This is a genomic window from Cyclobacterium sediminis (assembly GCF_054781075.1).
The window spans coordinates 1-12,441 of the sequence record NZ_BAAGVC010000001.1; the positions used below are offsets into that span (position 1 = coordinate 1).

Sequence of the window (12,441 nt, forward strand, 5' to 3'; positions counted from 1 at the left end):
CCTCCGCTTTATCGTGGTACTGTAAGTTAAATGAAACTTCTTAAAAATTAAAACACTTACTATATTTGAAAAACAAAAGTGTCAACCATTTTCAGGACGAGACCTCCTTTGGCATTACGATTTTGTCATGCCGGTCTGCCTCGGGCAGGCTCGATTTCCTGATCTCTTATTTGATAAGCCTCTCCCATAACCAAAAATAGGCTATCCTTGAATGAATTGCAAATGAATGCTGCCCGAGGGAATTGTTGATTAGGATGGGGTCTCAAATTTCAGTATAGTATTCAAAATTTTGTCCATTTGTTTACATAAAGGGGGACTTCAGAAGCCATTGCAAATGGCATATAAAAGATTTCGACTTCAAAGTAAGTTAGGAATAAAAGGGTGTAGAGGATTCTACACCCAGCCGGGGAAGTTATGAAGTGTCCCCGAAATGGTTTTTGATCTACGGAGTCTTTTGAGTTGAAAATCAAAGCCTGGTACATTTTCACAGGCTTTTTCAAGGATAGATTGCTTTTTTTTCATAGCTTAAAATGTTGAATATTAACGATAAGTCTAATGTAGTAAGAAACGGCACTAAAGCCGGCTTCCTGCTTTAGCAGGATTCGTTCAACAAAATGAATAGTAGCATACCCTTCGGGATGCTATGACACCATACATGAAACGTTTCATGCTTAGCAAACGATGGACAGCATACCTTCACCAAAAAAGATATAATAATATGGATATCCCAAGTCATAATTATCTATTTTACAATACCTTTTTTATGGTTCTTAAGTTAAAAAACACCCCAAAACAATTTGTCTGTATATTTTTTGTCACAGTTTTATTTTCATCCTCCGTTTTTTCACAGCAAAACATTGAAAGCAAGGACACATATACTATTTATAAGAACTTAAAATTCATAGAAACAAAAGATGATCCTTTGTCCCTGGATTTATTTATTCCAAATAATATCCCTAAAAATGTACCATGCATTGTTGTAATTCAGGGAGGTGGCTTTAAGTCCCAGGATGGACAGAGGTTTCGGTATGTAGCAGAATATATTGCAGAAAACCATTATGCAGCAGCATTGATATCCTATAGAGGAAGGCCTGAATATACTTATGAAACAACAATAGAGGACGTTAAATCGGCAGTTTGTTTTATTCGTTCTGTAAGCAATAAATATGCGATCAATCCCGACAAAATTGGTGCGACAGGGCGGTCTGCAGGAGGTACTTTGGCGGCTCTTTTAGCAGTAACGGGAAATTTATCTTATGAGAAAAAGAGCGATTGCGATTCAACTTCCATTTTGGCTGCAGTGGCATTTGCAGGCGTTTTTGATTTTGTTTCTAGGTTTACAGATAGCGCTCAAATTGATCTACAGCCAAATATAAATTCAAAAATTGCCTCAAATTCAGAATGGATTGGTTCTCATTTTTCAGAGCAAAACCAAAGCTGGGAAAAAGTTAGCGCAATTAATTATGTAGATAAAAATGATCCTCCGATTTTGTTTATGCATTGTAAAGATGACCAAGTGGTTCCATGGATTCAATCTCAGGATATGTTTGACAAAATGAACGATGTTGGTATCAATTCGGAAGTGTTGTATTTTGAAAAGGGTGGACACGGATTCCTAATAGGTGAAAATGAAGATTATTTAAGGCCAATGATTTCATTTTTTAAGAAGCAATTTGAATAAGCGCATTGTAGCTATTCCTTTCTAAATTGACTTAGAGGACTTTAATGCAATATTTATTGACCTACTACGAGGAAAGGAAAAGCACGAAAACACAACATTTTGTATAAGTAATGTCAGGGAAAGTACTAAATATCAAGGTTTGTAGGCTGCCCAAACTGCGCTGAGGTTTGACAAGAAAGTACCGCGCAATCTGCCACGACTCATACCAATGCCGAGAGTAACGAAAAGAGAAGAGAAAAAGGAAGACAGATTTATTCAGCTCAGTAAAATAGCAAAGTCACAGTTAGCAACGCTAGATGACAAAGATTTAATTAAATCCTTAAAAAAGCTCTTAGAGACAACATTTTGGGATGTAGGGAAAAAGAAATAAACAATAAAACGCTAACATCACCTTGGATACTGCGGGCGGTTTCGATTAAATATGAAAACCAATATCTTTAAAAAGTCAGGAGTAGGCTGGAAGAGTACAGTTCCGGGTACCCGCCGCCAAGCTGAAACCCCTTGGTTACAATTTTAAAATTAGCATAATTATAAAAAACGTTGGAATATTTTAAACCTAAATATTTTGAAACATACAATCAAAAAACCATCTATGAATATTTGGGAATAAAGCATTTCAAAAAATATTTGATTACTGATGGTGATTTAGTTAGAAAATGGAGAAACGTAAAGCAGATTAATTTAACTCGAAACAGTAGGATATTAGAATTACAGAAAGCAGAAAAGGAAACAAGAAAATATGAAATAATACACTTGATTTTCATTTTGGTTAGTGTCCTGATTGTTGTTTTTAAGTACGACCAGTTATCGGTCCTACAATGGTTATTGATAATTGCAATTAATTTATATGCAAATGTTTACCCAATATTTCTGCAACGATATAACAGAATTAGAATATTGAGAATTTTAGAAAAAAATAAAAGTGTTAGTGGAACTAAAGCGGAATTGAATATTGAAAACTAAAATCAAAGCAAAATTCTAAACCGAACTAAAAAATAAATCCGAACGGAACTGAAAAAAATGAAATTAAAAAACTGTAGCAACCTCACTTTGGATACAGCAGACGGTACCGAGTAACTATAAAAACCAGTATCTTTAAGAAGTTAGGAGTAGGCTTAAAGTGAACGTCTCCGAAAGCCCGCCGTCTTCAAGCTGAACCCCGATTGGAATCAGGCCCAGAGGAAGGACACGTAAAGGGGCCGACGTCAATCTGCCATAACCTTACAGGGAAGTTTAAGAAGAACCAAGTAGAATGGAAATCAGTTTTTTGATATAATTTCATATATTTATTAAAATTTAGGCTCTGACACATGCAGAATGCCATATTGTGGAAACCTATTCGGAGCTTTTTGAAGTTTGAGTTCGGTAAGCAAATTTGAGTTGCTGGAACGGCTCACAAAATCTATTAGGAAAGGAAGAAAGTCTAATGAAAAGGATTTATTTAGTTCCTTCGGAGGATTTTCTTCAGAAAATCCAGCCGAAGAAATCAGAAAAGATATTAGGGAAAGCAGGAAATTCAGATCAAAAGACTTGAAAATTTGATATGTGCAATATTTGCTTGGCACGAGTATATGTGCATTTTTTTTGAGAGGTAAACTCGATCTCGAGTAAATCATCAAGGAAAAAGGTCTTGCTTCGAAAAAATGGAACACCTATGCATGATAAATTTGACTTGATAATTGGTGTTACTGCACAAACAAATGAAATTATTTTAGTAACCGACAACATTAAAGACTTCCGGTACATCAAAACATAAAACTAGAAAACTGGGCAGAAAGAAAATAACCTCCCGGTAACAGCACCTAAGAAAACATGGGAAGGGCAGTGGTATCCGAAAGGTTTGTTCTCCGTAGCAACTTTCGTTTCGGTGGAAAGTTAATCGCTCCGAAATGCCCCAGTTTCATTTCCGAGGCCTTTGTAGCAAATAATAGATAATCATGAATTTCGACCAGATTAAAGAACGAACAAGACCATTAGTCAACAAAGTGTCTCCTGTATCGGAGGGGGCATTAGATCTGATGTGTGACTTGATTGTAGTTGAAGTTTATGAAAAAGGAGATGTGTTTATTGATAGAGGGAAAAAAAATAACAAGGAATACTTTGTTTACGAAGGTATCTGCCGGAGCTTTTTGCTAAGCCCGGAAGGTGAGGAAGTAACCATATCTTATTTTCTTGAAGGGGGTGTACTCTCTCCAAATAAAACGAGAACAGCGAACCAAATATCTCACCTCAACTTTCAAGCGCTTACAAAGGTTACCGTAGCCAGTTTAAACGCTGACAAGTTTGAGCAGCTGATGATAAATCACATTGACATACGCGAGTTTGGAAATATGGTTTTACAAAATGAACTCCTTGCAAAAGTCGAAAAAGAAATAGCACTTGCCTCCCTGAACGCTAAAGAAAGGCTTATTCTTTTTAGGGAAAAATATCACTTTCTGGAGAATCTAATTTCACATGTTGACATCGCCTCCTATTTGGGAATTACAAATATTTCCCTAAGCAGGCTCCGAAAAGGGCTCTTGGAGTAAAATGCCATCCTTTAACAAATGTTAATGGATTCGAAATTCGCATCATCAATCTTTGTAGTGAACTTAAAAACAAAGAAAGATGAAGAACTTCTCAAGTACCACCACACAAGGATTTAATGTAAATAAAATCAATCCACTTTGGTATCTCGCAATTGGAGTAGCTACCATGGCACTAACGCATATGACCTTTAGTATTGAGGTTATGGCTTGGGTTTCAAGTGTTCCATTTTTAATTTATCTAAGTCTTACACAAGGTTGGAAGTCAAGATTAACATTTTTCCTGGCTTTGGTTATGGCCTGGTCCTTTGTTGTAACGAAGATTATTAGCGATCCAATTCCACTAATGCTGGTCTTCCTCTACTCCATTCCAATAAGTTTATTTCATTTACCGGGATACTTGATTTGGAGTAAATTTAAAAACCAAAAATATGCACTGTTGCTATTTCCGGTCATCATGGTTATTATGGAATGGATTCAATACACCTTTACACCTCTTGCCAGTTGGGGAGTAGCTGCATATACCATGCATGATAATGTATCATTGATTCAAACAGTATCCTTGTTTGGCTTGGCCGGTCTAAGCTTTCTGATTTACTGGGTTAATGTATCAATTGCCAATATCATTATTGAACGAAAAACCACCATTCCCACATTTCAGCTCCCGTTAATTATGCTGTTCCTTTTAATTGCTTTTGGCTCCATCCGATACGATAGGAGTAAAGCCAATGGTAGTGACACTGTAACTGTTGCTGCAGTTGGAACAGACTCGGAGGCAAGTGGTTTACCATTGCCAACCAAGGAAAGAACTGAACAGACTAAAACTTCATTATTTAAACGAACCAGAACTGCCGCAGCCGGAGGTGCAAAAATAATTTCATGGAACGAAGCTGCCATATTTATTATGCCTGAAGATGAGAAGGAATGGATTAACTCCATCAGGGAACTAGCCGCTGAACTTAATATCACTTTGGTAGCTTCTTATGTGTCACCCATTTCACAAACTCCCTTGAGGTATGAGAACAAGTACCAATTTATCGATTCGTCAGGAAACATTACGCATACCTACCTCAAGCATGAACCCGTACCAGGAGAGCCAGCTGTGCAAGGTAAGTCGCCTTTAAAAGTGGCTGATATAAAAGGAACAAAAGTCGCAGCAGCAATTTGTTATGACTATGATTTTCCGTATCTGGCAAAAGGATATGGTGAATTAGGAGCAGATATGGTTATGCTACCGTCAAGTGATTGGAGAGGCATTGACCCTGTTCATACAGAAATGGCAGCCTTTAGAGCAGTTGAGCAAGGTCACTCGGTTCTTCGTTCAACGCGTTTTGGGCTCTCTGCAGCAATTACACCCTACGGTGAAATGGTTTCACAAATGAGCAGTTTTGATGATAATGATAAAATCATGTATTCACTGCTACCTACCAAAGGTGTCACTACATTATTCTCTCTTATTCAAGATAGCTTCGTCTACCTGTGTATAGGGTTCTTACTGTCGTTTATGGCTATTGTGTCTCGATCAAAAAATAAATCAAAACCCGGTACATTTTCACAGGCTTAACCCCTGACTATTGTCAGGGCGGAGAATGCTTATAACCTAATCCGGGTAAAAATAATTGTGGGACTAAGCATCCATAAAAAAAGTGCCGATTTAAAAACCGGCACTTTAAATATAGGTACTGTGTCTATGCTGATGGATCAGCAGTAGGCACTATAAATTCGCTTTCAAATCTTCCCAGTTCCAGTCATTGTTGATTTGAGCAATGGCATGGTGTGCCGTCATATCAAATTGACAAGGCACCACGGAGACATAATTGTTAGCGATGGCCCACTCATCATTGTCTTCTCCTTTGTCAAAATTGACGAAATTCCCTGCCATCCAAAAGTATTTCCGGCCATTGGGATCGTATCTTTCTTCAAAATCTTCCTGCCACTTGGCCCTGGCTTGCCGACAAATTTTAATGCCTTTTAAGGGTTCATTCCTTTTGGGTGGAAAGTTTACATTTAATGCTACCCCTTTAGGAATTCCATTTTCCAAGACTTGGCGGGCAATCTGTGCTACATATTCCTTAACATGGGAGAAATCTGCATTAGAACTGTAATCGCACAAACTAAAACCGATAGAAGGAATACCTTCAATGGCTCCCTCTATGGCAGCAGACATGGTGCCTGAATAAAGCACACTAATGGAGGTATTGCTTCCATGATTGATTCCACTGACCACCAAATCAGGCTGTTTGTCTTTCAAAACATAGTGCTTTGCAAGTTTTACACAATCCACAGGTGTGCCACTGGATTTATAGGCAACAACCTCAGGAAAAATCGTTTCTTCTGATAGCCTTAAAGTATTACCAATGGTGATGGCATGTCCCATGCCCGATTGAGGGCTGTCGGGGGCCACAACAATGACTTCCCCCAATTCCTTCATCACTTCTACCAACACGCGAATTCCTTTGGATGTTATGCCATCATCATTGGAAACTAAAATTAAAGGTTTTGACATTAAGAATTACTTTTTAATTGATTGTAATAGGCTGTGATTCTCAAAAGATCCCCTCTTTTGTCATGATGAAGCTTGTGTTTTCTCATGTACAATTTCATTTCGGAGGATTTGTCGTCCATAATCTCTTTGAGTAAAACACTTTTCTTTTGATTGTATTTATATATTTTTTGGTCTTGAAGGAAATAAAAGTTGAAGTCCAATCTACTGAAACCTCTACCCATCATTGGCATTCCCCACATGGGATTCATGTACATTCCTCTCATGCCATAGGAGTTATAACCTCGATTGTCTGTGGTAATAAACTCCCTACATAGCAGGGTGATTTCTTCTCCCTCAGTTAGCACCTCAAAGAATATTGGGGTTTTATAATCTGAATTTAATGCATAGGGCAGACTATAGAAAGTTCTGATTCCACCATATACTTCGTCAAAAATTTCGAAATAGGTGATAGAGGCAGAGCTAAAGGTTTCCACAGTATTAGTTTGTACCAATACAACATTTGCATCCAAATCATATTTCACCTTTCCTTCAAACATTTGCCCGGAGGTCAGGAAGACTTTTCCCGGATGCCAAACCTGGGAAGGGAATTCCTGCGCCATGGAAACACCGGTGATAAGAAACAAGCACAAAATTAAATTTATGGATCTTTTCATGACAGATTCTATTTTGATTCTACACTAATAACGAAAAAAAATCATTTTGTGTTGAATGACCTATGAAATAATATCACCAAAAACTATTTTTTCAGAATCTGATGCCCCATTTTATCTCTCTTGGTCATCAGGTATTTTTCATTATGTGGATTGGAATTAATCTCTAGAGGCACCGTATCCACAATTTCCAAACCATAACCTGAAAGGCCCACTCTTTTGGTTGGATTGTTGGTAATCAATTGGATTTTGCATACGCCTAAATCCCTAAGAATTTGAGCCCCTACACCATAATCCCGCTTGTCCATTGGGAAACCAAGTGCCAAATTTGCTTGCACGGTATCCATTCCTTCTTCTTGCAATTTATAGGCTTTTAACTTATTGATTAAACCGATGCCTCGTCCTTCCTGATTCATGTAAAGTACCAAACCTTTGCCGTTTTCTTCTACCATCTTCATGGCTTCATGCAACTGTGGTCCGCAGTCACAGCGGCAAGACCCAAAGATATCTCCTGTAATACAAGAAGAATGAACCCTTACCATCACCGTATCGCCCTCTTTCCATTCACCTTTGATTAAGGCCATATGGGTTTCATTGGTATTGGTTTGTTTGTAAGCAATCAATTTGAAATTGCCAAATTCGGTAGGCATTTCCACGCCTATCTCTCGCTTTATCAGGCTATCATTCTTCAGTCGATAAGCAATTAGGTCTTTTATGGATATCAGTTTTAAATCAAATTTTTTGGCCACATGCACCAAGTCAGAAAGACGGGCCATGGTGCCATCCTCATTCATGATTTCTACCAGTACCCCGGCAGGTTGTAAGCCGGCGAGACGGGCCAGATCAATGGCTGCTTCTGTATGCCCTGATCTTCTCAATACCCCACCTCTTTTTGCCTTCAATGGAAAAATATGTCCGGGTTTACCTAGCTCATCAGGATTAATCTCAGGATCGATCAAAGCCTTGATGGTCTTGGAACGGTCGCTTGCGGAAATGCCTGTGGTACAGCCATGTCCAATAAGGTCTACAGATACAGTAAAAGGGGTTTCGAAAGCTGCAGTATTGGTACCAACCATTAACTCCAAACCTAGCTCTTCACATCGGTCTTCTACCAAAGGAGCACAAATTAACCCACGACCATGAGTGGCCATAAAATTGATGATTTCCGGGGTAACTTTTTCTGCTGCACAAATAAAATCCCCTTCATTTTCGCGGTCATCGTCATCTACCACAATAATGATTTCACCGTTTTTTATTGCCGCAATCGCGTCTTCTATTGGATCAAGATAAACTGTATCTTTCATTTTATTCTTTAAAGTATTTAATATGTAATCACAAAATTACGATTATTTATTTACTAACCCTTTTTACAAAATATTAGTTTAATTTCTGGAAGGGATTACATTACCTAATTCACGATCTATTTTGGATTTTAACTGCGTAAGTTCCATATGCATGGTCAATAATTCCTCTAATTCCTCTTCTTTCCCTAACTTGATTTTTTCCTCAAGCTCATCACGCATCCTTTTTAAATAGGCACTTTTAAGCTTTAATGAGGTTTTATAGGTGGTTTCCGGAAGATCATCGGCTTCCCTTCTGGAAAAAATTTGATGCTTTGATTCCCAGTTTTGAGAAATTTCTCTGGTTGGGGCCACCATGTTTATCACTTCAGTCTTCAATTGAGGGTTTTGAATTTTTAAGAAATAATCGAATTTGGGTATGGTGCCTTCCCTCAAAGCATTTTTATAATGGTTGAGCAATTCTTGGTAAATGGGTGTACCAAAGTTCAGGTCTTTTATTTCCTCCAGCAGGTATTCACACACATGCATTTCCTCAGAAACCATCTCAAAACCATAGTTGATTAGAATCCTAACAAGTTCGCGCTCTTCCTTTATGGTTCTTGGTCCTGTTTTCTTCGTTTCTTCCGCCGGTGTGCCGGGAAGTAGCTGCTCAATAGGGCTGGATTCAGGCGCTTTCTGGAATTTTGATGGGCTTTTCTTTTGTTGATTTTTTAGTAATTGGCGATTGAGTTCTGTGAGTAAGATGTCCTCTTCCATACCCAGGAGCCTGGCGGATTCTTTTGCGTATACGGAACGAATAATCGGATCCGGAACCTTGGAAATACTTAATACCACCTGCCGAATGGCTTCTGCTTTTTTTATGGGATCATCTGCCGCCCCTTTGGTGAACAGGTCAATTTTAAAATGAATAAAATCTTTTTCTTCGGCTTCAAGAAACTTTTGGAAACCCTCTTTTCCGGCTTTTCGGGAAAAACTATCCGGATCTTCATTGGGGGGGAAGACCACCGCCTTCACGTTCAGCCCACCTTCCAACAACATGTCTATACCCCTCAAAGAAGCATTGATACCGGCATCATCTCCATCATACAATACAGTGACCTGATCAGAAAATCGCTTGATTAACTTTATTTGATTCTCAGTAAGTGAGGTGCCTGAAGAAGCAACCACATTTTCCACACCAGCCAAGTGCATGGAGATTACATCGGTATAGCCTTCTACGAGGTAGCAGTTTTCCTTTTGGCGAATGGCTTGTTTGGCCTGATAGATTCCATAGAGTACATCACTCTTATGGTAAATGGCCGTTTCAGGAGAGTTGATGTATTTGGGTTGCTTTTTGTCCTGAGTCATTATCCTCGCTCCAAAAGCAATGGCCTTTCCGCTCAGGTTATGAATAGGGAACATCACTCGCCCTCGAAACCTGTCATAATAATTGCCGGGCTTGTTCTCACGTTCGAGGATCAGCCCTGCCTTCAGGAGATTGGTCTCCTCAAAGCCCGAGGTTTTGGCTTTATTCAATAAATGATCCCAACCATCTAGTGAATAGCCCAGTTCAAATTTCTCTATGGTGGCGATATCAAACCCACGTTCTTTTAAATAACTAAGACCAATGGATTTTCCTTCCCCGGATTGAAGGTTTTCATGAAAAAAATCTTTAGCAAAATTTAGGGCAATGTAGAGGCTCTCTTTTTCATTGTATGCTTGAATATCTATGGGATCAATATTCTTGTCTTCCTCTATTTCAATGCCATACTTTGTGGCCAGATGCTTGATCGCTTCCGGAAAGCCCACCCCTTCAATGTCCATGATAAACTGTATAGGGTCCCCGGCTTTACCACAACCAAAGCATTTGTAAATTTGTTTGGCAGGGGAAACGGAAAAAGAAGGGGACTTTTCCTGGTGAAAAGGACAACAAGCCCAAAGGTTTTGTCCCTTTCTTTTCAGGGTGACATAGTCATTGACCACTTCTTCAATGTCTACCCGCTCTCTTACCTTGTCCGTTGTTTGATTAGATATGGCCATAGTTTTTTATCGAAGTGTAAAGATAAGCTTTATGAACGAGAATTCTTTGGACAGTACTCCTTCAAAATTAGAAACTATTTTGGCCTTTTAATAGTTGAGAAGTTAAGTGAATTTCGCTACAAAGGGTTAAAAGATCTTAAAACTAACACAATACAGGCACTTGCTGAAACGTCAACCTTTGGCTTGATACAAAAGCTGGCTATCTTCAAGACAAATTGTACTTTAAATAATAAAGGCATATTGTGACGGTGAAAAATTTCTCTGAAGTGATAACGGTAAAGGCAAGATCTTTTAAAAGTAAAGTAAGTTTAGCAAGGACAAATCCCGCCATAAAGCATGAAAATATTTTATTAACGGAGGATTAGCTATAAATTGCATAAAAATCAAAAATCAGGAATGAATATTTCTAAGGAAAAAGTTTTACAGGCCCTATCTACAGTGGAGGACCCTGATCTAAAAAAAGATTTGGTGACCCTCGGTATGATTCAGGATTTGGAAATTATTAGTGACCAAAAGATTTCTTTTAAGGTGGTGCTCACCACCCCGGCTTGTCCCTTAAAGGAGTTGATCAGGATGAACTGTGAAGAGGCATTAAAAAAAGCACTTGGCGAGGATGTAAAGGCAGATATCTTGATGACTTCAAATGTAACTACAGTCAGAAATGATGCACCCTTATTGCCAAATGTTAAAAATATCATTGCCATCGCCTCAGGCAAAGGCGGGGTAGGGAAAAGTACTTGTTCCTCTAATCTAGCCGTTGCCTTGGCCAAATCAGGGGCCAAAGTAGGTTTGATAGATGCAGATATTTTTGGTCCCTCTGTTCCTACAATGTTTAATGTAGAAGGGGAGCAACCTGCCATCAAAAAAGTGAATGGCAAAAACATTATCATTCCCATAGAGCAGTATGGTGTAAAATTGATGTCCATAGGTTTTTTGACTCCTGCAGAAAATGCAGTTGTTTGGAGAGGTCCGATGGCAAGTTCTGCTTTGAAGCAGTTTATTGGAGATGTGGAATGGGGAGAATTGGATTACCTGCTGATTGATCTGCCTCCGGGAACTTCAGATATCCACCTTACTATGGTTCAAACCTTACCCGTTACCGGTGCTGTAATTGTTACCACACCCCAGAAAGTGGCCTTGGCGGATGCTACCAAGGCGTTAACAATGTTTAAGCAAGCCCAGATCAATGTGCCTATATTGGGAGTTGTAGAAAATATGGCTTACTTTACACCTGCCGAACTACCTGACAATAAGTACTATATATTTGGACAAGGAGGCGGACGCAAACTTTCTGAAAAATATGACGTTACCTATTTGGGGGAAATTCCTTTGGTTCAAGGCATCAGAGAAAGTGGAGACAGTGGTTATCCGGCAGTGTTGAAGGAGGGAGTAATGGCAGAAGCTTTCGGCAACTTTGCAGAAGGTGTAGCAAGACAAGTAGCCATCAGAAATGCTGCTGCAAGTAAAACAGAAGTAGTACAGGTTAAAGTTTAAAGACAATGTTGGATCAATACAAAGATCAAATTGAAAAGGCGCTGGATACGATCAGGCCCTATTTAGAAGCAGATGGTGGAAATGTGAAGATCGTAGACCTTTCCAAAGATATGGTGCTTCAGTTGGAACTTACAGGGGCTTGTAGTTCTTGTCCCATGTCTACCATGACGCTTAAGGCCGGTGTAGAAGAAGCGATAAAAAAGGCAATACCTGAAATCATTAGGGTTGAAGCCGTAAATATTGAAGTAGCCTGACTTATTATTTA

General features: G+C 38.9%; 12 protein-coding genes. 7 read left to right on the plus strand and 5 right to left on the minus strand.

Translation table 11 applies throughout. The features are described 5' to 3' along the window. Positions 1 to 393: 393 nt before the first annotated feature. On the minus strand, positions 394 to 522 hold the full coding sequence (locus ACYVHJ_RS00005) for a hypothetical protein (protein ID WP_460511434.1): 129 nt from the start codon (positions 520 to 522) through the stop codon (positions 394 to 396). Between the two features lie 133 nt (positions 523 to 655). Between ACYVHJ_RS00005 and ACYVHJ_RS00010 the strand changes: the two genes are divergently transcribed. The 5 genes from ACYVHJ_RS00010 (at position 656) to ACYVHJ_RS00030 (ending at position 5,770) form a co-directional block, all read left to right on the plus strand. Continuing rightward, positions 656 to 1,681 (plus strand): prolyl oligopeptidase family serine peptidase, encoded by a 1,026-nt coding sequence (locus ACYVHJ_RS00010; RefSeq protein ID WP_460511436.1) that lies wholly within the window; start codon positions 656 to 658, stop codon positions 1,679 to 1,681. 208 nt (positions 1,682 to 1,889) lie between these two features. Then, positions 1,890 to 2,051, plus strand: a complete 162-nt coding sequence (locus tag ACYVHJ_RS00015) for a hypothetical protein (RefSeq protein WP_460511438.1) — start codon at positions 1,890 to 1,892, stop codon at positions 2,049 to 2,051. A 170-nt stretch (positions 2,052 to 2,221) separates the two neighbouring features. Next, on the plus strand, positions 2,222 to 2,644 hold the full coding sequence (locus tag ACYVHJ_RS00020) for a glycosyl-4,4'-diaponeurosporenoate acyltransferase CrtO family protein (RefSeq protein ID WP_460511440.1): 423 nt from the start codon (positions 2,222 to 2,224) through the stop codon (positions 2,642 to 2,644). Between the two features lie 974 nt (positions 2,645 to 3,618). Beyond that, positions 3,619 to 4,209, plus strand: coding sequence for a Crp/Fnr family transcriptional regulator (locus tag ACYVHJ_RS00025; RefSeq protein WP_460511442.1), 591 nt, complete (start codon positions 3,619 to 3,621; stop codon positions 4,207 to 4,209). Positions 4,210 to 4,288: 79 nt separating this feature from the next. After that, complete coding sequence (locus ACYVHJ_RS00030; RefSeq protein WP_460511445.1) at positions 4,289 to 5,770, plus strand: nitrilase-related carbon-nitrogen hydrolase; 1,482 nt, start codon at positions 4,289 to 4,291, stop codon at positions 5,768 to 5,770. 150 nt (positions 5,771 to 5,920) lie between these two features. On the opposite strand, the gene surE is transcribed toward ACYVHJ_RS00030, so the two are convergent. From surE to dnaG, 4 genes are all read right to left on the minus strand, one after another. Further along, positions 5,921 to 6,712 carry a 5'/3'-nucleotidase SurE gene (gene surE / locus ACYVHJ_RS00035; RefSeq protein WP_460511447.1) on the minus strand — a complete coding sequence of 264 codons (792 nt, stop codon included), beginning with the start codon at positions 6,710 to 6,712 and terminating at the stop codon, positions 5,921 to 5,923. Next, positions 6,712 to 7,365: a hypothetical protein gene (locus ACYVHJ_RS00040; RefSeq protein WP_460511450.1), complete on the minus strand. Its 654-nt coding sequence runs from the start codon at positions 7,363 to 7,365 to the stop codon at positions 6,712 to 6,714. Before ACYVHJ_RS00040 ends, surE begins: the two co-directional genes overlap by 1 nt. Positions 7,366 to 7,448: 83 nt before the next feature. Further along, on the minus strand, positions 7,449 to 8,666 hold the full coding sequence (locus tag ACYVHJ_RS00045) for a bifunctional 3,4-dihydroxy-2-butanone-4-phosphate synthase/GTP cyclohydrolase II (RefSeq protein ID WP_460511452.1): 1,218 nt from the start codon (positions 8,664 to 8,666) through the stop codon (positions 7,449 to 7,451). A gap of 78 nt (positions 8,667 to 8,744) precedes the next feature. Next, the gene (gene dnaG / locus ACYVHJ_RS00050; protein ID WP_460511454.1) at positions 8,745 to 10,682 is read right to left on the minus strand and encodes a DNA primase; all 1,938 of its coding nucleotides are present in this window, start codon (positions 10,680 to 10,682) and stop codon (positions 8,745 to 8,747) included. Positions 10,683 to 11,078: 396 nt separating this feature from the next. Here dnaG and ACYVHJ_RS00055 point away from each other — a divergent pair, with 396 nt between their 5' ends. After that, positions 11,079 to 12,176 carry an Mrp/NBP35 family ATP-binding protein gene (locus tag ACYVHJ_RS00055; protein ID WP_339903271.1) on the plus strand — a complete coding sequence of 366 codons (1,098 nt, stop codon included), beginning with the start codon at positions 11,079 to 11,081 and terminating at the stop codon, positions 12,174 to 12,176. A 5-nt stretch (positions 12,177 to 12,181) separates the two neighbouring features. After that, a complete protein-coding gene (locus tag ACYVHJ_RS00060; protein WP_460511456.1) occupies positions 12,182 to 12,430 on the plus strand; it encodes a NifU family protein in 249 nt (82 codons plus the stop codon). Positions 12,431 to 12,441: the final 11 nt, after the last annotated feature.

Excerpts from the sequence above, each read along its gene's own strand:
- ACYVHJ_RS00045 (WP_460511452.1), bottom strand. The coding sequence starts at position 8,666 with ATGAAAGATACAGTTTATCTTGATCCAATAGAAGACGCGATTGCGGCA.
- ACYVHJ_RS00060 (WP_460511456.1), top strand. The coding sequence starts at position 12,182 with ATGTTGGATCAATACAAAGATCAAATTGAAAAGGCGCTGGATACGATC.
- ACYVHJ_RS00005 (WP_460511434.1), bottom strand. The coding sequence starts at position 522 with ATGAAAAAAAAGCAATCTATCCTTGAAAAAGCCTGTGAAAATGTACCA.
- ACYVHJ_RS00040 (WP_460511450.1), bottom strand. The coding sequence starts at position 7,365 with ATGAAAAGATCCATAAATTTAATTTTGTGCTTGTTTCTTATCACCGGT.
- ACYVHJ_RS00055 (WP_339903271.1), top strand. The coding sequence starts at position 11,079 with ATGAATATTTCTAAGGAAAAAGTTTTACAGGCCCTATCTACAGTGGAG.
- surE (WP_460511447.1), bottom strand. The coding sequence starts at position 6,712 with ATGTCAAAACCTTTAATTTTAGTTTCCAATGATGATGGCATAACATCC.
- ACYVHJ_RS00025 (WP_460511442.1), top strand. The coding sequence starts at position 3,619 with ATGAATTTCGACCAGATTAAAGAACGAACAAGACCATTAGTCAACAAA.
- ACYVHJ_RS00010 (WP_460511436.1), top strand. The coding sequence starts at position 656 with ATGAAACGTTTCATGCTTAGCAAACGATGGACAGCATACCTTCACCAA.
- ACYVHJ_RS00015 (WP_460511438.1), top strand. The coding sequence starts at position 1,890 with ATGCCGAGAGTAACGAAAAGAGAAGAGAAAAAGGAAGACAGATTTATT.
- ACYVHJ_RS00030 (WP_460511445.1), top strand. The coding sequence starts at position 4,289 with ATGAAGAACTTCTCAAGTACCACCACACAAGGATTTAATGTAAATAAA.
- dnaG (WP_460511454.1), bottom strand. The coding sequence starts at position 10,682 with ATGGCCATATCTAATCAAACAACGGACAAGGTAAGAGAGCGGGTAGAC.